At 62.2% G+C, this 21,067-nt stretch carries 19 protein-coding genes; 9 read left to right on the top strand and 10 right to left on the bottom strand.

Annotation, left to right across the window (positions count from 1 at the left end; genetic code table 11):
- Positions 1-198 precede the first annotated feature (198 nt).
- Positions 199-1,323, bottom strand: coding sequence for a diguanylate cyclase (locus GVN17_RS06520; RefSeq protein WP_166594418.1), 1,125 nt, complete (start codon positions 1,321-1,323; stop codon positions 199-201).
- 320 nt (positions 1,324-1,643) lie between these two features.
- A complete protein-coding gene (gene uvsE / locus GVN17_RS06515; protein WP_166594417.1) occupies positions 1,644-2,675 on the bottom strand; it encodes a UV DNA damage repair endonuclease UvsE in 1,032 nt (343 codons plus the stop codon).
- A gap of 177 nt (positions 2,676-2,852) precedes the next feature.
- Between uvsE and msrA the strand changes: the two genes are divergently transcribed.
- On the top strand, positions 2,853-3,359 hold the full coding sequence (msrA, locus tag GVN17_RS06510; RefSeq protein ID WP_166594416.1) for a peptide-methionine (S)-S-oxide reductase MsrA: 507 nt from the start codon (positions 2,853-2,855) through the stop codon (positions 3,357-3,359).
- Between the two features lie 12 nt (positions 3,360-3,371).
- Here msrA and GVN17_RS06505 read toward each other — a convergent pair whose 3' ends face one another.
- From GVN17_RS06505 to GVN17_RS06490, 4 genes are all read right to left on the bottom strand, one after another.
- Positions 3,372-4,238 carry a transporter substrate-binding domain-containing protein gene (locus tag GVN17_RS06505; protein ID WP_256665108.1) on the bottom strand — a complete coding sequence of 289 codons (867 nt, stop codon included), beginning with the start codon at positions 4,236-4,238 and terminating at the stop codon, positions 3,372-3,374.
- The gene (locus GVN17_RS06500; protein WP_166594415.1) at positions 4,228-5,019 is read right to left on the bottom strand and encodes an ABC transporter permease; all 792 of its coding nucleotides are present in this window, start codon (positions 5,017-5,019) and stop codon (positions 4,228-4,230) included. Before GVN17_RS06500 ends, GVN17_RS06505 begins: the two co-directional genes overlap by 11 nt.
- 2 nt (positions 5,020-5,021) lie before the next feature.
- Entirely contained in the window at positions 5,022-5,891 is an 870-nt protein-coding gene (locus GVN17_RS06495; protein ID WP_371928492.1) for an ABC transporter ATP-binding protein, read from the bottom strand.
- Positions 5,892-6,303: 412 nt separating this feature from the next.
- Positions 6,304-7,332 carry an ABC transporter substrate-binding protein gene (locus GVN17_RS06490; RefSeq protein ID WP_166594414.1) on the bottom strand — a complete coding sequence of 343 codons (1,029 nt, stop codon included), beginning with the start codon at positions 7,330-7,332 and terminating at the stop codon, positions 6,304-6,306.
- A gap of 591 nt (positions 7,333-7,923) precedes the next feature.
- Here GVN17_RS06490 and GVN17_RS06485 point away from each other — a divergent pair.
- The 4 genes from GVN17_RS06485 (at position 7,924) to GVN17_RS06470 (ending at position 12,920) form a co-directional block, all read left to right on the top strand.
- Positions 7,924-9,297, top strand: a complete 1,374-nt coding sequence (locus GVN17_RS06485) for an LLM class flavin-dependent oxidoreductase (RefSeq protein WP_166594413.1) — start codon at positions 7,924-7,926, stop codon at positions 9,295-9,297.
- A 60-nt stretch (positions 9,298-9,357) separates the two neighbouring features.
- Complete coding sequence (locus tag GVN17_RS06480; RefSeq protein ID WP_166594412.1) at positions 9,358-10,584, top strand: acyl-CoA dehydrogenase family protein; 1,227 nt, start codon at positions 9,358-9,360, stop codon at positions 10,582-10,584.
- A 172-nt stretch (positions 10,585-10,756) separates the two neighbouring features.
- The gene (locus tag GVN17_RS06475; protein ID WP_166594411.1) at positions 10,757-11,734 is read left to right on the top strand and encodes a sensor histidine kinase; all 978 of its coding nucleotides are present in this window, start codon (positions 10,757-10,759) and stop codon (positions 11,732-11,734) included.
- A gap of 211 nt (positions 11,735-11,945) precedes the next feature.
- On the top strand, positions 11,946-12,920 hold the full coding sequence (locus GVN17_RS06470; protein ID WP_166594410.1) for a GlxA family transcriptional regulator: 975 nt from the start codon (positions 11,946-11,948) through the stop codon (positions 12,918-12,920).
- A gap of 24 nt (positions 12,921-12,944) precedes the next feature.
- Here the strand turns inward: GVN17_RS06470 and GVN17_RS06465 are convergent, their stop codons facing one another.
- From GVN17_RS06465 to galB, 3 genes are read right to left on the bottom strand one after another with little or no spacing between them, the layout of a single operon-like run.
- Entirely contained in the window at positions 12,945-14,024 is a 1,080-nt protein-coding gene (locus tag GVN17_RS06465) for a 4-oxalomesaconate tautomerase (RefSeq protein ID WP_166594409.1), read from the bottom strand.
- 2 nt (positions 14,025-14,026) lie between these two features.
- Positions 14,027-14,743 carry a 4-carboxy-4-hydroxy-2-oxoadipate aldolase/oxaloacetate decarboxylase gene (locus tag GVN17_RS06460; RefSeq protein ID WP_166594408.1) on the bottom strand — a complete coding sequence of 239 codons (717 nt, stop codon included), beginning with the start codon at positions 14,741-14,743 and terminating at the stop codon, positions 14,027-14,029.
- The gene (gene galB, locus GVN17_RS06455) at positions 14,740-15,474 is read right to left on the bottom strand and encodes a 4-oxalmesaconate hydratase (RefSeq protein WP_166594407.1); all 735 of its coding nucleotides are present in this window, start codon (positions 15,472-15,474) and stop codon (positions 14,740-14,742) included. The genes GVN17_RS06460 and galB overlap by 4 nt, the downstream gene beginning before the upstream one ends.
- A 157-nt stretch (positions 15,475-15,631) precedes the next feature.
- Here galB and GVN17_RS06450 point away from each other — a divergent pair, with 157 nt between their 5' ends.
- From GVN17_RS06450 to GVN17_RS06435, 4 genes are all read left to right on the top strand, one after another.
- Entirely contained in the window at positions 15,632-16,837 is a 1,206-nt protein-coding gene (locus GVN17_RS06450) for a LysR family transcriptional regulator (RefSeq protein WP_166594406.1), read from the top strand.
- A gap of 199 nt (positions 16,838-17,036) precedes the next feature.
- Complete coding sequence (locus tag GVN17_RS06445; protein ID WP_166594405.1) at positions 17,037-18,335, top strand: MFS transporter; 1,299 nt, start codon at positions 17,037-17,039, stop codon at positions 18,333-18,335.
- A 120-nt stretch (positions 18,336-18,455) separates the two neighbouring features.
- Positions 18,456-19,196, top strand: coding sequence for an SDR family NAD(P)-dependent oxidoreductase (locus GVN17_RS06440; protein ID WP_166594404.1), 741 nt, complete (start codon positions 18,456-18,458; stop codon positions 19,194-19,196).
- A gap of 31 nt (positions 19,197-19,227) precedes the next feature.
- On the top strand, positions 19,228-20,064 hold the full coding sequence (locus GVN17_RS06435; protein ID WP_166594403.1) for a CmcJ/NvfI family oxidoreductase: 837 nt from the start codon (positions 19,228-19,230) through the stop codon (positions 20,062-20,064).
- Between the two features lie 262 nt (positions 20,065-20,326).
- Here the strand turns inward: GVN17_RS06435 and GVN17_RS06430 are convergent, their stop codons facing one another.
- A complete protein-coding gene (locus GVN17_RS06430; protein WP_166594751.1) occupies positions 20,327-21,055 on the bottom strand; it encodes an ABC transporter permease in 729 nt (242 codons plus the stop codon).
- Positions 21,056-21,067 lie beyond the last annotated feature (12 nt).

Genomic DNA, 21,067 nt, shown 5'->3' with positions numbered 1-21,067 from the left:
CAGTCGGCCAATGTGCGCCAGACACTACGCCACAGCTTGAAGAGAATGAAAAGAGTCAGGGGGAATGTCACGGGGGTGTGACAGAAAGGGTCGCGATCTCATGGCCGAACAACGAACCCCGTGGGAGACGCCGGAGGTTACGACGGCAGCGAAGGCGGTCTGTCTGACACGCACGCGTCGGTCTGGACAAACCGCCCCTCATGCCACTGCGGTTTGATTACGCCCCTGCGCCTTCGCCCGGAACAGCGCTTTGTCCGCGTCGTTGAGCAACGCATGAACGCTCTGCCCTTCCGCCCCCATCGACGCCACGCCAATGCTGGCGGTGATCACTTCACCGTGATCACAGCACAGCCGCGAGATGGATTGGCGCAGTTGCTCGGCCCGTACCTCGGCGGCAATGAGGGACGTGTCGACCAGCAGCAGCGCGAACTCTTCGCCGCCCAGCCGGCCGCAAATGTCGCCCTCCTTCGCGCACTCGCTGATCACGACCCCGATCTGCCGCAACACCTGATCCCCGGCCTGATGCCCATAAGAATCGTTGATCCGCTTGAAGTGGTCGATGTCCAGCATCAGCGCACTGATCGGCTGGCGGTTGCGTTTGCCGTGCGCGTACGTCTGCTCGGCATGATGGAAAAACGCTCGACGGTTCTTCATCCCGGTCAGTTCATCGGTTTGCGCCGCCTGATTGGCGATGTCGCGAGCGTGCTCCATTTCCCGGGTCAGGCGAAACGCCGTCTCCATCGCCTCGGACAGTCTGCGGGTGGCAGTGATCACGAAAGACGCGAACACCAGCGACGCCACGGCCATGCCCACCTGCATCGTGCCCTGTTGAAACAGCAGCCAGAGCGAACACGGCAGCAAGACCAGCCCGATGGACACGATGGTCATCGAGCGATACGCCGAATAACAGGACACGGCGCTGACCGACATCCCCACCGTAAACAGCAACACCAGGGCCTGGATCAGCAGGTCATCGGAGCGCATCAACGCCAGCGCGCCTAACCCCCAGATCGTCGCGGACAGCACCAGCGTCAGCCAGTATTTGAGCTCCCAGCATTCAGGGGTGCGCGTGACGACAGGGCTGCGGAAATACGTGACCAGCAGCGCCACCCTCAGCGCGGTGGACGCGCCCAATGGCATCAGCCAGCCAAACACCAGCGCGTGATCGATCCGGCTCCAGCACAGCCAACTCAACATCACGGCAGCCAGAAAACTGCCCAGCACGGAGAACACCGTTTGCCTGAACAGCAGCTGCAATCGATCCGTCCGCACCTGAGCATCGATCAGGGCTTTGCGCTCATGCTGAAACTCAACGAGGTACATCGAAATGGCCTGCCCATCCTGCGGTCACAGGCGCGATTGTGGCACCGGGCCATGACCGCACACAACACGGACGCACCGAAAGCGCCGACAATTCATGCTTTTACCGACCGCTCAAGCCAAAAAACGTCCGAACGCGCCATTTAGAGGCGGCGGTGATGACATCGGAGACCCGCCATCCCTCGATTTCCGCCATGTGCGCTGTTCTCGTTGTGGGAGCGAATTCGTTCGCGAAAGCCGGGACAGGCAATGGTGATGCGTCGCCCGAAAAACCGTTCGCGAATGAATCGCTTCCACAGGATTCAGCCCCCCCATTCTGGAATTCAGGGTTGTGAGGGGTCCATGAACTGCCAATAGAACGCTTCCGTGGCCAGGTTCTTGTCCTTGGCTTCGAACATGATGTCGAACCGATCGAGGAATTGCAGGGCGTAGCGGTTGGTCCAGTCGTTCCACATGCGGTCGCTGTGCAGGTACAGGTCACGTTTGTTGACCACCTGAAGCAATGCCTCCATCTCCAGCTTCTGCTCGGCGGTGAAGCCCAGTGCCTGAAGGCTTTCGGGCGGCTGCGAGTAATGCATGACCGGCCGTACGCCACGCCAACTGTCGACGATGCGGTTGACCCGGGGGTCGTCGGGGGCGATGTAACGGCTCTCATGAATCCAGCAGTGGTGAATGTCCAGCACCACCGGCGCCAGGTCCGCCAGTTGCAGGCAGTCATCGACGCCGTAGGTTTTCTCGTCGTTCTCGAACGTAATGCACTGGCGTGCCACTTCAGACAGACGTGGCCACACGGCGCGCACCCCGTCCGCACCGAGTCGCCCCGCGATGTGAATATTGCATTTGAAATCCTGGAAACGGCGACCGAAACCCATCATGCGGATCATGTCGGCGTGGTATTCGAACTCCGCAAGGCTGTTCTCTACCACGTCCGGACGGTCCGACCCCAACACGCAGAACTGACCGGGGTGGAACGACAGCCGGATGTCCGCCGCCCGCGCCGTGTCGCCAATGGCGGCAAACAGACTCGCCAGCCGGGTCATGACCGAGGACGTTTGATAGAACGCCGCGACCTTGGGATGGCTGTAGAACGGCAAGAGATCGCTGCTCAAGCGCAACATCCGTCGCCCCGCTGGCAACTGCGCGACATAACCCAACAGGCGAATCTGCGCCGCCAGGTTGTGCTCGACAATGTCCAGCAACTTGTCCTGCGCCTCTTGCACGGTGACGCTGTCCATCCAGCGCAAGGTCGTGGTGCGCGGGTTATAACCGCCCTCCAGCGCTTTGAGTTCCTTGAGCGTCAGTTCGCGCTCGGGGTGGCGGTACATGCAGGCGAAGCCGATGCGGGGTGTGTTCACGGAAAGTCCTGAAGAGGGTCCTGATGACGGTTTTGACGGGGTGCCTCTCACAGCAGACGTCACGGACGGGTCGGGAGTTCGGGTTATTTCGCCCCCTTGCACCGGTCGACGACAGGCGAGCACACTGGGACACACTTTGACATCTGTGCGTTCAACGCACACAGGAAGGATTGCACCATGACCACTCAAACCGAAACCGCCCTCCTCGCCGGCGGCTGCTTCTGGGGCATGCAGGACCTGCTGCGCCGCTACCCCGGCGTCGTGTCCACCCGCGTCGGCTACTCCGGTGGCGATGTGCCGAACGCCACCTACCGCAACCACGGCACCCACGCCGAAGCCATTGAAATCGTCTTCGACCCGGCGCTGATCAGCTATCGGAAAATCCTCGAATTCTTCTTCCAGATCCACGACCCGTCCACGGCCAATCGCCAGGGCAACGACATCGGCCTGAGCTACCGGTCGGCGATTTTCTACCTGAACGACGAGCAGAAACACATCGCCGAAGACACCGTCAAAGACGTCGATGCCTCCGACCTGTGGCCTGGCAAAGTCGTGACCGAAATCAGCCCGGCCGGGGATTTCTGGGAAGCGGAACCGGAGCACCAGGATTACCTGGAACGCGTCCCGAATGGCTACACCTGCCATTTCATCCGCAAGGATTGGGTGTTGCCGAAGCGCGCATAAAGGTCGTACGGATCAGTGACACACCAACCCATCGCTGATCTTCATGCTATCGACCAGAAACGCATTGCTGTGCACATCCCAAGCCTTCGCCTGCCCGCCGTCGGTCTGCCAGTCGCGCAGTCCCGCTTGTAGCAGGCGCAGGCTTTTCGGGTCAGGTTGGGACAGGTAGACCCGCGCATCGCTGCTGGCTTCGAGGGTTTGCGGCAGCATACGGTAGAAGCGCCAGTCGGGGGTTTGCAGGAGGCTGGTGAGGACTGTGCGTTCGTCGGCCAGCAACTGGCAGTCGCCCGCCATGAACGCTGTGGCTGCCCGAATCCCGGACACGTAGGTTTGGACCTGCGCGCCTTTCGTTTGCAACGTGTGGACCCATGGGCTGCCATTGGCCACGCAAACGGTCTGACCTTTGATTGAGGTTTGCGGCGCGTTGCGCAGGCTGAGCAACGCGCCCTTTTCATACGCCGATGGCACGTCGCTCAGGGCTGCCCGTTGTCGCTCAAGCCCCGGAATATCGAGGCTTCCGGCGATCACCGCGTCCACTGCGCCCCTGCGCAAAAAACCCGCGACGTCCTGTGCCGGGATCGCCGTCAGCTCAACCTTCACCCCCAGATAACGGCCCAATGCGGTGGCCAGTTCGCTGTCCATTTCATCCGGCTCAGACACGAGCGCATCAGTGCTGTAGGTCGGCCGCGGGTAGCTGCGCACGCCGATGCGCAACACCTGCCGGGCCTGCGCTTGCAGCAACACCGGACCTGCCCCCTGTTCGGCGCCATCGATCATTGGCAACAGCCAGATGGCACAGACCGCTGCCGCGCCGATCAACCCGGCCAGGCTCCAGCGAATCCAGCCTCCCGTGAACGCTGCGGCGGTGTCAGCCCGCATGTTTCAACCCACGGCGCCAACGGGTGAAGCGACGCTCCAGCAGCGCCAGCAGGAAGTTCAACAACAGCCCCACCACCGCCAGCAGCAGAATCCCCGCGTACATGCTCGGGATCTGGAACACCTCCTGCGAATTGAGCGTCAGGAACCCCAGCCCGGAATGGGCGCCGATCATCTCGGCCGCCACCAGCGCAGTGATGCAATAGGCGCCCGCCAAACGCACCCCGGTAAAGATCGACGGCGACGCCGAGGGCAGGACGATTTTCAGGAACAGAAAACGGCGGTTGGCGCCCATCGACAGCGCCGAGTTGATCAGCAGGCTGTCCACCTGTTTGACCCCGCTGATGGTGCTCAACAGGATTGGCCAGAACGACGCCCAGAAGATGATCGCCACTTTCGACAGTTCGCCGATGCCCAGAAACAGGATGAACACGGGAAACAGCGCCAGTGCCGAGGTTTGCCGGAACAACTGCAATAAGGGGTCGAGAATCCGCTCCAGCCGCGCAAACCAGCCCATCAGCAGGCCCAGCGAAATGCCCGTGACGATGGCCAACGCGAGGCCTGCCAGAGACCGGATCAGACTGGCCTGAAGGTGTTGGAGCAGCGCGCCATTACCTGCCATGTCGATAATGGCGCCGAGCACGGCCGACGGCGGACTCAGGTAACCGGGGTTGACGATGCCCAGTCGGGGCAAGGCTTCCCACAGCGCCAGAAAGGCCAGAATGCCGATGGAACTGTCCACCGCGCGGCGTGAGTGTCGGGACCAGCGAGACCACGCACTCATGCTCAGACCCCCACCCGATAGCCACCGAGCCGGGCGACCTGCTGCCAGCTTTCATGACGGGCGGCTTCTTCGACCTCCGCCGCATCCGGAACTGCATTGCCCATGCCTTCGCGCAACGACGCCCACGCCCGCTGACGCAGATGAACGAAGGCATGGCTGTTGCGCAGTTGCGGCAATCGGGGACGTGGCAGGTCGATGTCGATGATCTCCTTGATCCGGCCAGGGCGCGGGGTCATGACCGCCACGCGATCAGACAGGAAGATCGCTTCGTCGAGGCTATGGGTGATGAACACGATGGTTTTTTTGTGCAGGTCCCAGATGCGCAGGAGTTCGTCCTGGAGCGTTTCGCGGGTTTGTGCGTCGAGGGCAGCGAAGGGCTCGTCCATCAGCAGCACGTCAGGTTCGTAGACCAGCGAGCGGGCGATGGCCACGCGTTGGCGCATGCCGCCTGAGAGTTCGTGCGGGTAGCGGGAGGCGAAGCCCGTCAGGCCAACGAGGTCGAGGTATTCGCGTGCCCGTTCCCGTCGCTCGGTTTTGCCGACGCCCCGGATCTCCAGCCCCACGGCGATGTTGTCCAGCACAGAACGCCACGGCAGCAAGGCATAGCCCTGAAACACCACACCCTGATTGCGGTTGATGCCCTGCAAGGGTTTTCCGTCGATCTCCAGCGTGCCGCCGGTTTTCTGCGCGAGCCCGGCGAGGATATTCAGGTAGGTGGATTTGCCGCAGCCGGACGGGCCGAGGATCGACAGGAACTCGCCTTCGCGCACTTGAAGATCAAAGTCCTTCAACACCTCGATCCGCTCGGTTTTGCCTGATTCGTCCTGCGCCTGATATTCCATGTGCAGATTAACTGTGGAGATTTTGTGCACTGATGCCTCTTCTGTCCTTTGTAATGACCACCCCTTTCATTGGGTGAACACCGGTTCTTTGTGGGAGCGAATTCATTCGCGAAAGCCAGGACAGGCGATGAAGAGGCGTCGCCTGGAATATCTTTCGCGAATGAATTCGCTCCTACGGGTAATTTGCGTCAAGGCAGGCACACATGCATCGGCCGACCCACTGCCTTCGGGGCCGTCGTAACCTACGGCTGCTCCCACAGGTTCGGTGTCGGTCGCAGACCTTGAGCACGACGTCCTCTTCACTGTGGGAGCGAATTCATTCGCGAAGGGGGTTCAGACAATGAAGATTTCTTGGCTGTACCGGCCCTTTCGCGAATGAATTCGCTCCTACAGGTTTTGCAGCGGCTGCGTGACCGGGGGAATCCATGCCGACGCCCTGCGCTCAAGCTTTCGCCAGCGCATTGAACGCATTGGTGTACACGTCCTTCACGGCCACTGCCCCGGGCTTGATCTTCTTCTCGTTTTCGAGGATGTCGATGTAGTACTGAATCGGCGGTTCGGTCACCACCAGGTCATCGACGTAGGCGTAGCGCTCCACCAGCTCCAGCGGCGTGCCGATGCGTTGGGAAACGATCTTGCGCGCCTCGTCAGGGTTGGCATTGACCCAGTTGGCGGCCTTCGCAATCGCGGTGACGAAATCCTGCGTGGCCTCAGGGTTTTCCCGGATGAACTTGCCATAGCCGCTGTACGGCGCCATGCCGCCCAGGCCTTTGTCGAGGTCGTAGTCGCTCCACAACTTGCGCAGTTCGGGGTTGTGTTCCGCGCCGCCGGACGCTGGCGGGTGAATGATCGCGATGTCGACGTTGCGGGTCAGCACGGTCTGTTCGCCCTGGTTATCGGGCACGACCACCCATTTGATTTTGTCCACGTCCACGTCATGTTCACGCAGGTATTTCTTGGTCACGAACTCGGCACAGGCCCCGAAACTGTTGAAGCCCACGGTTTTGCCTTCCATGTCCTTGGGCGTGAAAATCCCCGAATCGGCCCGCACGAAATACTTCATGTGCGGCGCTTCCTGCAGGGTCTTGCCGCCCGCCGCGACCACCTTGAGGTCGAGGCCGCTGGCAATCGCCGAAATCACCAACGGCACCATCCGCGAACCGAAGTCGATTTCACCGGTGCCGACCAGCGGGATGATCTGCGGCGCGGCAATCTTGCCGATGTAATTCGGCCGGGTGCGGGTGCCCTCGAAATAGCCCAACGAGTCGGCGAGGTACACCAGGTCGAACGACGGGTTGTCCGGGTATTTGAAGCTGACCACCTGATCCGAGCGGTTCTTGATCACGGCAGGCGCAGCGTTGACGGTTTTTTCCGGCTTGCCGCAGCCTGGGAGGATCATCCCGGCGGCCGCCGCCGTGCCCAATAACGCCACCTGTTTGATAAAAGCCCTGCGGCTGTTAAGCGTTTCCATGACGAGCGTCCTTGGCTATTCAAATCTTCGAGACAGGCACGCGTTATTCATGAACGGCAGGCACTGTTTAAATAAGAGGCTATGGCCGGAGCGACAATAATGAGGCGATGGATTCAGCGTCAATTGTCACTTGAATATTGGCTATAACGTTTTCAACTAAAGTTATGCCGGCTGTTATATGCAATGCCTTAGTTCGCAACTCCGATGGAATGACTGGTCAACGGTGAGGCCTGTGCAATCCCTGTCGCCGTTAAGGCGGCCTGCTAAGGGATGCGGCTTTCCGCCACCGCGCACGCGAATGACACCGCGCAAGACAAGTGTTGATCCAGCAACAGTCAAACAACAGATAACCTCCTCTTGACACACATCAATTCGAAGCTGCGTTTAACGAGCCTGGTTAAATACTGATGTATTGCGCCTTTTAAATAACGGCCCTTTTACGGCACAGCCCTTGCAACTTCATGACCTCTACTGCGCACCGCTTAATGAATGACCCCACGAACACCTGCCTGTTTTATTCCCTGCAAGATAAACAGGCGCGTGCCATTAACGGACGCTGGCTGAATACTCACGATTGCACGGAGTCATCCCATGAGCACACGCACTGACACCCTGAAACTCGGCCTCTTCCTGCGCGCCACCGGGCACCACATCGCGGCCTGGCGTGACACCGGCTCTCAGGCCGACGCAGGCGTCCGCCTGGACCACTTCATCGATCTTGCACGCAAGGCCGAAACAGCCGGGTTCGACACACTATTTCTCGCCGACAGCGTGTCCGTGCGCGGCATCGACGCGCCGACCTTCGACCGGGTGATCGCGCCGAGCTTGAGTTTCGAACCGCTGACGCTGCTGTCCGCGCTGGCAGTCGTCACCTCGCGCATCGGTCTGGTGGCGACGGCCAGCACCAGCTACAGCGAGCCGTTCAACCTGGCGCGCCAGTTCGCCTCGCTGGACCAGATCAGCGGCGGTCGCGTCGGCTGGAACCTGGTCACCAGCAGCGACCCCGACGCCGCGAAGAACTTCGCCAAGACCGCCGAGGGCCAGCAGCCTGCCCACGCCGACCGCTATAGTCGGGCGCGGGAGTTTCATGAAGTGGTGCAGAAACTCTGGGACAGCTGGGAAGACGACACGCTGCTGCTGGACAAGGAAAAAGGCGTGTTCCTGGACCGCACCAAGCTGCACCGCACCGACCACCACGGCGAGCATTTCCACGTGCGTGGGCCGTTGAACGTGCTGCGTTCCCCCCAAGGCAAACCGGTGCTGGTGCAGGCGGGGGCGTCTGAAGACGGACGTGATCTGGCAGCGGCCACCGCCGAGGCGATTTTCGCCGCGCACCAGAGTCTGGCCGATGCACAGGCGTTCTACAGCGACATCAAATCCCGCGCTGCCGTGCTGGGCCGCAAACCCGAGCACATCAAGATTCTGCCGGGGGTGACCATCTTCACCGCACCCACTTCCGCCGAAGCCCACGCCAAGCATCAGCGGCTGCAAAATCTGGTACACCCGGAAGTCGGCCTGAGCCTGCTATCCGGCCTGCTGGGTGGGGTCGATCTGTCCCATTTGCCGCTGGATGGCCCGCTGCCTCAAGACCTGCCCGCCACCAACGCCTCGAAGAGCCGTCAGCAGTTGATCCTGCAACTGGCCGCCGAAGGCCTGAGCATCCGCGAGCTGTACCTGCGCCTGGCCGGTGCGCGGGGGCACTGGACGCTGGTGGGGTCGCCGGAAGAAGTCGTGGACCAGTTGCAGGCGTGGTTCGAAGGCTACGGGGCCGACGGCTTCAACATCCTGCCGCCGACCTACCCCGAGGGGCTCGACGATTTCATCGCCCTGATCCTGCCGGAGCTGAAACGACGTGGGCTGGTGCCGCAAGACGGCCCGACCGGCAATACCCTGCGCGAGCGTCTGGGCCTGCCCTTCCCCGCGCACCCGGCGACCTTGCTTCGTGAGCCGTCGATTGCCGTTTGATTTCCAAAAAACCATGAGGCGGACGCCTCCTGATTCATTTTTTGTACAGAGAGTTTGACCATGGCGCATCAAGTCAACGCAGCCTGGGGCGCAGGCCCTTCCGCCCGCTATGAACAACTGGCCGAGCGGTTCCGTCCGCTGTTTGCCAACCTGCGCGAAGGCGCGATCAGCCGCGAGCTGGAGCGCCGGTTGCCGGTCCAAGAGCTGCAACTGCTCAAGGCCTCGGGTTTCACCGCCGTGCGGGTGCCGAAAGAATACGGTGGGCTGGGCGTCACTTTGCCCGAGCTGGCCAACCTGCTGATTGAGCTGGGCGAAGCCGATTCCAATCTGGTGCAGGCCCTGCGCGGGCATTTGGGGTTCACGGAAAACCTGCTGAACAGCCGTGACGAAGAACGGCGCAAAGTCTGGTTCGAGCGGCTGGTGCGCGGCGAAACCGTGGGCCCAGCCACCGGCGAAGTCGGCGACACGCCGCAATCGCACCTGCATTCGCGGCTGTATCTGGACGGCGAGCAGTGGCGCATCGACGGCAACAAGTTCTACACCACAGGCTGCCTGTACAGCGAATGGATCGACGTGGCGGTCAGCGATCACGACGACAAACGCGTGTTTGTGACTGTGCGCCGTGACGCGGAAGGCGTGGAGGTGGTGGACGACTGGAACGGCTTCGGCCAGCGCCTCACCGCCAGCGGCACCACGCATCTGCGGGGCGTAGCGGTGGACACGCGGAACATCGTCAGCGTCGATGACAAATTCCAGTATTCCCCGGCGCTGTATCAGATCGTGCACCTGGCCAACCTTGCCGGGATCGGTCGTGCCCTCAGCGGCGAAGTGGCGGCTGCCGTGGCCAAGCGCACCCGCAGTTTCAGCAACGGCAATGCGTCGCGGGTGGCCCAGGACCCGCAGGTATTGCAGGTGGTGGGCAGTCTGCGCGCGGCGGCCTACAGCGCCGGGGCCATTGTGCTGAAGACCGCCGAGGCCTTGGAACGGGCGTATCAGGCGCGGCTCACCGGTGATGCCGAGGCCTTGAAGAAAGCCGTGGACATCGCCGAGCTGGAGATTGCCCAGTCGCAAACCATCGTCAGCGACTTGATCCTCGACGCCAGCTCGCGGATGTTCGACGCCCTCAGCGCGTCCGCCACGCTGCGCCCGCTGGGTCTTGACCGTTTCTGGCGCAACGCCCGCACCCTCACCTCCCACAACCCGCGCATCTACAAGGACCGCATCGTCGGCGACTACGCGGTCAACGGCACGCCGCCACCTGCGCAGTGGAAAATCGGCGTGGCGTGATTCTTCAGCGCTGCGTTTCTGGATACGGTCTTGCCAATCCGGGGCACCAAGGGGACTGTAACGGCCATCAAGGTGCCCGATTCTGCCAAACGGGAACGACTTTCGTTTCGGCCCCGGATCGCTGCGTATACTCGGCGACGACGACACGAGGCGCTTTGAATCCGGGGGCTCGATGCCAGAAAAACGTTCACCTCAACGCGCTTCCAACGCCAGTGCCGGTGCAGATCAGCCCTGGTCAGACTACTACGACATGTCACTGCCCCCGGGGCAGACCGAGTCGATGTATCGGCTGATCCCCGACCCGCACAGCGGCATCGCCATCACCCCGCTGCCGACGCCCTACCCGGCCCAGCACCTGGGCACGCTGGAACTCTGGGCGCCACACGCCCCCACCCCATCTCACAACGCCATTCTTAAACCCGCACCCGCGATCAGCCCGCAGGATGACTTCTCACGCAACGCGCATTTACAGGTGATGGGTGAGCTGACGGTGTCCATCGCCCATGAAATCTGCCAACCGCTGCTGGCCATCGCCTCCAACGCGTCGGCCTGCGTCCGCTGGCTGCAACGGGACAACCCGAATCTGGACGAAGCCATTGATGGCCTCAGCGACATCCGCAAGGACTGCGAACGGGCCGCCAACATCGTGGCAGCCCTGCGGGCGCTGGCCCGTCGGTCGCCGTGTATGCCGCAACCGGTCAACGTCAACGATCTGATTCACGAAGCCGCCCACCTGCATGCGCCTGCGCTGACGCGGGCCGGGGTGGCGCTGAACACCGAACTCATGGCCAACCAGTCCGTGATCGCCGATCCGGTTCAGGTCCAGCAATTGGTGTACAACCTGATCGCCAACGCCCTCGAAGCTGTCGCCCAAGCCCCGATATCGTCGGGTGTGGTGAAAGTGTCTTCGGTGTCCTTGCGCGACGGCGTACAGGTGTCCGTAGAGGACAACGGCCCCGGCATCCCGGTGCAAGACCGACAGCAGATTTTCGGCGCGTTCTACACCACCAAGCCCAGCGGACTCGGCATGGGGCTGACCATCTGCCGATCCGTGGTCGAAGCCCACAACGGCAACCTCTACGCCGAAACCTCCGAGCTGGGCGGCGCGATGATCCGGTTTCAACTCCCGGTGGGGTGCAAGAACCATTGAGGTCCCTTTCCACCTGACACGACCGAGGTGTCTGGTTTTACTGCCGATTCCCGGCAGATAGCAGCGGTAGCAAACTCTACGCACACGATCCTGCGGGCACTCTCCCGATTCCGCTGTACCGGATTCCCTTCGATTTGCCCTACACTCCCGCCATGGAAGACCCGAGCCACCGGCCTGTGCCGGTCCGGCCCTGAAAAAAGGCGGTTGATGCATGCAAGACCCTTGTGCCCACAAGACCGTAGTGATGGTGCTGTTCAACGACGTGCTGATGCTCGACGTGACCGGCCCGATGGACGTCTTTACCCTGGCGAACCGCCTGCTCCCTACGGAAAAGCATTATCACTTGCTCACTGTGTCCGACCGTGCGGGCCTGGTTCGCAGTTCGTGTGGCCTCAAGGTCCATGCCGACCTGCGCCTTGAGGACTGTCCCACCTCCGTTGACCTGCTTCTGGTTCCCGGCGGCCCGGGCGCCTACGGTGTCAGCCACCCCGCGCTGAACGACTGGCTGCCGGATGCCGTCAAAAACGCCCGGCGCTTCGGCGCGATTTGCACCGGCGTGTTCCTGTTGGCCGAGGCCGGGCTGATCGACGGCTATCGCTGCACCACCCACTGGAATTACGTCGAGCGCCTCGCCCAGCGCTACCCGGAGACGCGGGTCGAAACCGAACAGATCTACGTCATGGACCGCAATCTCATCACCTCGGGCGGCATCACCGCCGGTATCGACATGGCGCTGGCCGTCGTCGCCGAAGACCACGGCAAAGAGTTGGCCTTGGAGGTCGCGAAAATCCTGCTGGTAGTGATGAAGCGCCAGGGCGGCCAGACCCCTTATGGCCCCCTGCTGGCAGCGGTGCCCCGGGACGGCGGTGCCATTGCCAAGGTCCAGGCCTACGTCGTCGATCACATCGAAGAGCCTTACACCATTCAGCGCATGGCCGACCTTGCCGCCATGAGCGCCCGCAATTTTGCCCGCGCCTTTCAACGAGAAGTCGGCGTGACGCCCATGCAGTACGTGCAGAACGCCCGCATCGACCACGCCAGGAAACTGCTGGAAGCCTGCAACCTGCCCCTCAAGACCCTCGCCACCCGCTGCGGCTTCGGCAGCCCACGGCACATGCGCAAGGTATTCAGCGAACGGATCGGATTGTCGCCGAATCAGTATCGGCAGCAGTTCGGGGGAGAATGACAGCGTCGACGTGTGCTATCAGGATCAAGCCGGTTTCCACACGGTGGCAGGAATGCACACGCGGCCTTCGAACAACAGTCGAGCGGTGCGGACAATACCTCCGCCAAGCAGCTGCCCTTCAGACCGGTGGATCTCAGCGACGAAGTGCCCCGTGGGGTGTTCGATCTTCAGGCGCTGAGGGTCGGTGTCCTCCCGTTCCACGAAGTCATCGGCAACAGAGCCAGGCAGCAGACACGCCGCCGCCACACTCACCGCGCCGAAGACACCAATGGCCGTGTGGCAACGGTGCGGGATGAACGATCGGGTGCAGATCGCGCCACCTTCACGGGGCGCAGCAACCAAGACCATCTTTGGCACGTTGCGCTGACCGACCTCCCCGAGATTCATCAAAGGGCCGGCCTGGAGACGGATCGACTCCAGTCGCGCTTTAAGCGTCGCATCGGCATCGAGGCAGTGCGGGGTTTCGTGACCGCTCTTGCCCAGATCGCCTGCGCGGATCAGTACCACAGGCATGCCGAAGTCGATGCACGTGACCTCAATGCCGTCGATCACATCCCGCACCTGGCCCGTGGGCAACAAGGCGCCGCAACTCGACCCGGCGATGTCCTTGAATTCGACGGCCAGCGCAGCCCCTGTTCCCGGCACACCGTCAATCCGTTGATCGCCCGCGTAATCGACCTCGCCATTGGCCGTAGGAACGTGGATCACCGCCACCTGCCCGGTATTGACCATGAACACCCGCACCGGCGTCACACCCGGAGAGGCTGCGATCAAACCCCGCTCAAGGGCGAACGGTCCGACACCAGCCAGGACGTTGCCGCAATTCTGGCCGTAATCCACACGAGGCTCGTCCACCAACACTTGGGCGAACAGGTAATCCACGTCGGCATCTTCCCGTTCGGAAGGGCTGATGATCGCCACCTTGCTGGTCAGTGAATCCCCGCCCCCCAGGCCATTGATCTGCCGGGTATCCGGCGATCCCATTACGGCCAGCAACACCCGATCACGCACCTCCCCCGGCGCCGGCAAATCGCTCGCGAGAAAATACGCGCCCTTGGAGGTGCCGCCACGCATGAACAGACAGGGAATGCGGGTTTGACTCATCGTCAGTGTTCGATCTCTTCCAGTCGGTCGACATACGTCAGGCCTTTCTCCGCGAGACGGCCGCGCATGTCGTAGATGTCGAGGCCCAGTTCGCCATTGGCCAGCCTCACGCGTTTCTGCTCCTCAAGGTCTGCCCGCTTGCGCGTCGCGTCAAGCACCGGCGCCAGTTCAGCGTGTCGGACCACGACCACGCCGTCGTCGTCGGCGACGATGACATCCCCGGCATTGATCAACTGTCCCGCACAGATGATGGGTAAATTGACCGAGCCCAGCACCTCTTTCACAGTGCCTTGCGCGTGCACCGCGCTGGACCACACGGCAAATCCCATCTCGCGCAGGGTCTGTGTGTCGCGAACACCCGCATCGATCACCAACGCGCGTACACCCCGGGCCTTGAGCGACGTGGCCAACAGATCGCCGAAATAACCATCGGTGCACGGCGACGTCGGCGCGACGACCAGAATGTCGCCTTGCTGGCACTGCTCCACCGCCACGTGAAACATCCAGTTGTCACCCGGCGCCACCGACACAGTGACGGCAGTGCCGCTGACGCACACGCCCTGCTGAATAGGCCGCAACCGGCTGCTGAGTAAGCCCTTGCGGCCTTGGGCTTCGTGCACGGTGGCGACACCGAAACGGCTCAGATCATCAATGGACGACGGGTCGGCACGGGGTATCTGACGCACCACGAAGCCTGATTTTCCAATCAAGTGACTCATGCCAGATTCTCCGTCACGCGCGGGAAGATGCTTTGATACCCCTCGCCATAGACGATGTCCCGCGCCGAGGTGATGCCCACGTTGCGCTTGGCCTGAACACCTCGTTGCAGCGCGACCCGTGTGTAGTACTCCCACAGGTGTTCCTGACCCGCCATGCACTGGATGGCCGCGTATTTACGGTCCCACACGCTGGTGATGTCCAGCAGCACATCGGGCCGCCATTCGCATTGTTCGGGCTGGTGCGGCTCGAAGCTGTAGACCGGTGGCGCGCCGACGATTTTCTCCCCCGGACGATAACCTTCTGCCTGGGCAATGATGCGAGCCTCTTGCGTCAGGTTCATGGCCAGCGGGTGATCGTAGTTGTAGGGGTCTTTCAGCGAATGGCTGAGCACGAAGGACGGCTGCACGCGACGAAACACGTCCGCCAGACGAAACAAGGTCTCCCGGTCGGCGCGCATCGGGTAATCGCCGATGTCAAAGAACTCGATGGTGGCACCCAGAATCTCGGCGGCAGCCAGCGCCTCGGTGCGACGGGCGTCTTTGACCTTGTCCTCAGTCATCTCGCCCTTGCGCCACAGCTTGGCCGACTCGCCCCGTTCGCCGAATGACAGACAGACGATGTGCACGGCGTAGCCCTGACTCACGTGCAGCGCGATTGAACCGCCTGCGCGCCAGACGAAATCGGCGGAATGAGCGCTGACGACCAGTGCGGTTTTCTGTGGGGTGACCATATGGGATGAACCTCCTGCTTTTTTCCAGAGCATGTCACCCGTCGGGGTCGCGGAATAATGCGTTCAACCCATGCTGATATGCGTTTTACTTATTGCAAGGCACACTGATGCCCCGCATATTCCCGCCATTCGTGCCTTTCGGAGCGCCCCGCCCTCTATGTTCAGTGATGACCTCGTCAACCTCATGCAGGTCCGCGCCTTCGTCCGTGTGGCGCAGTTGGGCAGCGTGTCCAAGGCGTCGGAAGCCCTGTATCGGGCGCAGTCGGTGGTCACGCGGGCGATCTCCGAGCTGGAAATCGCACTGGGTGTGTCGCTGTTCGAACGCCACGTCAACGGCATGCGCCTCAGTGAATCCGGCGAACGGATTCTGCCCCGCGCGTTGCGCGTCCTCGACGAGTTGCAGACCGTGCCCCTCCTGCTCAACGCGGCGACCCCACTCGTTGAACCCCTGTACCTGTTTCAGGCGCGACGCCTGGAACTGTTCGTCAAACTCTGCGAAACCCGGCACATGCAGACGGTGGCCCGGCATTTCGGCCTGAGCCAGCCAGCGGTCAGTTCGGCGCTCAAGGTCATGGAAGGCGGCTGCGGCCAATCATTGTTCGAGCGCACGCCCAAAGGGTTGCAGCCCACCCGCGTCAGCCTCGAAATCCTGTTCCCCATACGCCGCGCCCTTAATGAGGTGCGGCATATGCGTTCGGACATCACCGCCATGCGCGGCGCGCTGGAAGGCGTCGTGCACATCGGCGCCCTGCCCTTGGGCCGTACGCGAATCCTGCCCGAAGCCATCGTCCGCCTGACTGCCGAGCACCCCGGCATCCGGGTCATCACCAACGAAAGCCCCTTTGATTTCCTGGCCACGGAACTGCGTGTAGGAGACATCGATTTTATTTTTGGGGCCTTGCGCTCGGCGGACTATGCCTCGGACATGACCGGAGAAGCCTTGCTCGTCGAGGAAATGGTGGTTCTGGCGCGCCATGATCACCCGCTGAGTACGGGGCCGGTCGCCGTGCACGCGTTGGCCAATGCCCGGTGGGTATTGCCCCGCGCCGGTTCGCCCGCTCGCCGTCTGCTGGAAGCCTGCTTCACCGAAGCGGGTGTACAGGCGCCATGGCCAGTGGTCGAAACCGCTGACATGGCCATCATTCGCGGTTTGTTGCTGCGCTCGGACATGCTGGCGGCGGTGTCCCGCCATCAATTGGAGCAGGAGATGGCCTCCGGTGAGCTCTGTCAGATCGACGTGCAACTGACCGGCACGGCGCGCCCCATCGGCCTGATCTACCGCAATGCCAGCCTGCATTCGGCGGCGGCCAATGCAGCGATGGGGGCGATCCGACACGTCGTGAAAGAAATGTCCGATCATTGATCAGCACGATTCGCTGCTGACTTTAGCGCTATCGCTTTTCTTTATTCGACAATCGACCGACACCTGAGAAGCCCCCGCAATCATTGGCGCAAAGGGTCCATAACCATAATCGCAGGCTCCATCAGCATTTCGCAGAGGCCTGCCTGCCCGTTCCGATTTAGCCTGCTGACGTCCTCCTATAAAAATAAAGGAAAGCACCATGCGACTGGGTTGGTATTCGGACTTGAACAAACAGGAGAAGCGGACCTATTGGGCCTGCTTCGGTGGCTTCACCCTCGATTCGATGGATTCGACGATTTACGCGTTGATGATGCCCGTGCTGATGACCGTGTTGGCGTTGAGCAAATCCGACGCGGGTCTGCTCGGCTCAGTCTCATTGATCGGCAGCGCCATCGGCGGTTGGGGCGCCGGCATGCTGGCCGACCGTTACGGCCGCATTAAAGTCATGCAGGCCACGGTCCTGTGGGTCGCGACCTTCACCTGCATGGCGGGGTTCTGCAACGGCTTCTGGTCGTTTCTGCCCGTACGCTTCCTGCAAGGCATTGGCTACGGTGGCGAAGCCGTCGTGGGCGCGGTGCTGATCAGCGAAGCCATCAAACCCGCCTTGCGCGGCCGGGTGGCCGCCTCGGTGCAAAGCGGCTACGCCGTGGGTTACGCCATCTCCCTGACCGTGATGCCCGTGGTGTTCGCGTTTCTACCGGAAGACATCGCCTGGCGCGCCTTTTTCGCCATCGGCCTGTTGCCTGCACTGTTGATCTGGTTCATCCGTCGCCTGGTGCCGGAATCCGAGGCGTTCCAGCAGGTGAGCAAGCAGTCGCGCAAGATCGACCTGCGGGTGATCTTCGGTGGCGAACACCGTCGCATCACGTTGATCAGCACAATCCTGGCCAGCGGAATCTTCGGCGCGGCGTACATCATGATCACCTGGCTGCCGACCTACATGCGCACGGTGCTTAACCTGCCCATTGCGTCTACGTCCGGCTACCTCGCGGTGAACATCATCGGCTCGCTGATCGGCCCGTTCGTCTATGGCCTGATCAGTGACTACATCAGCCGTGGCCGGGCCTTCATGCTGTTCCTGATCTGCCAGACGCTGGTGGTCTCGGTCTACATGTTTGCGCCGGTCAACATGACCGTGGTGTTGGCGTTGGGCTTATTGCTCGGCGGGTTCCAGGGTGGCCTCGCGTCCGGTTTGCCACTGGCGTTTTCCGAGCTCTACCCCACCCAGATTCGCGCCAACGGCGCCGGTTTCTGCACCAGCTTCGGGCGCGGCTTCGGCTCGATCATGCCCGCCGCCGTGGGCTTCGCCTCGACAGAAATGAGCCTGCCCGTGGCCATGGGAATCTTCGCGGTAAGCTCGTACCTCATCGCCTTCATTGCTGCGATGTGCCTGCCGAATGCCACGGGCGTGGACCTCAGCGACCACCCGGCGAGTGTCGTGAATGAGCCGTCCCCCACGGAAGCCGCGCTCAAGAAAACCCCAGCCGTTTTTCGGTGACCGCAGGGTTATCAGCGCTTAAAGCTAAATCCTAGCTATATGGATAGCGCTCCAAAGTCTATGGGGTCTTGGATCGGGGCAGGTAGAGTGGATTTCTATCGATCTCCGAGAGTGGATTCCATGTCCTCATCCATCGCGAAAGAAGTGGTCTGGATCACGGGTGTCGGCGCCGTCGAAGGCTTGGGCGCCGCCCTTGCCAGGCGTTTTGCCCAAGGTGGTTATAAGGTGGCGGTGAGTGGCCGCAGTCCTGAAAAACTCAACGCCGTGGTGCGCAGCATCGAAGCCGTCGATGGCGAAGCCCTCGCGTTGCCGGGCGATGCAGGCAGCGAAGCCGACACGCTTGCCGCCATCCAGCGCATCCGTCAGTGGGGTCCGTTGAAAGTCGCGATCTTCAACGTCGGCAACTCCGTGGTCGCGCCGACGCTGGAGCTGAGCACCGAACTGTTTGAGCAGACCTGGCGTGCGTCTACCCTCGGCGGGTTTATCTTCGCCCGGGAAACGACCCGGCTGCTGCTGGAAAACGGCGGCGGCACGTTGCTGTTCACCGGCGCGACCTCCGCGTTGCGCGGCAAACCGCCCTTCGCCGCCTTTGCCGCCGCCAAGGCCGGGTTGCGCTCGCTGAGCCAATCGTTCGCCCGGGAATTCGGCCCGCAAAACGTGCACGTGGCTCATGTGGTGATCGACGGTGCGATCAATGGCGAACGCATCCGCAGCAACGCTCCGCAGCGTTTTGAACAACTGGGCGATGACGGCACGCTGGCGCTGGACGACATCGCCGACGCCTATTGGTACCTGCATTCGCAACCGCGCAGCGCCTGGACTCAGGAGCTCGATCTGCGGCCCTACAAAGAACCTTTCTGAAGCGCTTCGTCTCCACTGGAGGAACGTTCACATGGGCATTCATCAGCCAAACCTCGGCCCGGCGTCTGTCGTCGGCGAACTCAATTACCTGCTGGACGACGGCGTGCGGCCGGTCAATTACACCTGGCCGCAGCCCGACGGCCAGCCGCAACGCACCGGCACGCTACAACCGACGCGCGTGGACATTCACAACGCGCGCTTGCTCAAGACCGCGCCGTTGCTGGACGCCCAAGGGTTTCAGCGGGTCGAACAGGCCAGTGCCGTGGCGGACCTGGAAGACGAGGCGCAGGTCGTGCAGCAGTATTACGCCGAAGCGGATGCGCTGTTGCGGGCACAGACCGGTGCGGTCAAAACGCTGATTTTCGACCACACGATCCGCGTCGATCAGCCAGGCCGTGAAGCGGCGGGTCTGCGCGAACCGGTGCGCTACGTGCACAACGACCAGACCGAGCGCTCGGCCATCCGCCGCGTGCGTGATCATCTGCCCGCCGACGAAGCCGAACAGCGCCTGCAAAAACGCTTCGCGATCATCAACCTGTGGCGCCCGATCGGCGGGCCTATCTTCACCACTCCGCTCGCTTTGTGCGACGCCAGCACGATGGACGCCGAGGACTTCATCCCCAGCGATCTGGTGTACCGCGACAAGGTGGGCGAGACGTTTTCCATCCGGGCCAATCCAAACCACCGCTGGTATTACTACCCGCAACTGCGCCCCGAGGAAGCGTTGCTGTTGAAGATCTACGATTCCAGAACCGACCTCATCGCCAGGGCCGGCGCCCACACCGCCTTCGACGACCCCACCACCCCGCCCAACGCACCGCCGCGCCGCAGCATTGAGTTGCGGGCGTTGGTGTTTTTTGAGGAGTGAATCGCACGCCCTGTAGCCGAACGGCTTCCCGGCGATGGCGTTTGTGAAATTGATCCCCCAGTTTGACTCGGATCAGCCCTGAAATTCGGAGGCGACACTGGACTTCTGTGGGAGCGAATTCATTCGCGAAAGATGGGCCAGGCGATAGAGATGTACGGGCTGTACCGCCGCTTTCGCGAATGAATGCGCTCCCACCGTTGCGCCGGAGCCAGACCCCGAGACTCGTGGCGACACAGAGTTCTGTGGGAGCGAGCCTGTGACCTCAATGCACCCACCGCCGATGCAGCCCACGGGCCAAGGCGTCGAGCATGAAGCCCAGCACGCCGATCAGCAGCACCATGGCCATCAATTCCGAGTACGCGAGGCGGTCGCGGGTGTCGAGGATGAAGTAGCCCAGGCCCGCGCTGACGCCGAGCATTTCGCACGGCACCAATACGATCCAGAGGATGCCGATCGACAACCGCACACCGGTCAACACATGCCCCAGCACGCCGGGCACGATGACCTTGGTCAGTGTTTCCCAGCGACTGGCGCTCAAGCTGCGGCTCAATTGCAGCCAGCGCGGGTCGAGCTGTTTCACCCCCGCCACGGTGTTCAACAGGATCGGCCACACCGCCGCGAAGGTCAGCAGAAAGTAGATCGGCTGGTCGCCCACGCCCATCAGCATCACCACCACGGGCATCCACGACAGCGGCGAGATCATGCGCAGGAACTGAAACGCCGGGGTGGTCGCCGCCTCCAGATTCCGCGAGCTGCCGATCAACAGGCCCAGCGGCACGCCGATCAGCAAGGCCAACAGCAACCCCACCAGAATGCGTTTCAGGCTCACCCACACGTGGCCGTACAACTCGGCACTGCCCAGCAGCGTCCAGAGACTGGCGAGGGTTGCCTGCGGGGAAAACCGGGCCGACAGCCCCTTCGGATCGCCGAACAGGTGAATGCCCAGCCACCAGACGATCAGCAGGCACAGCAGCCCGCCGATCCCCAGCAGCCAAGGCCCGAG

The organism is Pseudomonas sp. SLFW (genome assembly GCF_009905615.1).
In the GTDB taxonomy this organism is placed as follows: domain Bacteria; phylum Pseudomonadota; class Gammaproteobacteria; order Pseudomonadales; family Pseudomonadaceae; genus Aquipseudomonas; species Aquipseudomonas bambusae.
Note: the sequence above shows the minus strand (reverse complement) of the source record. Positions and strands in the feature narration are given on the sequence as shown.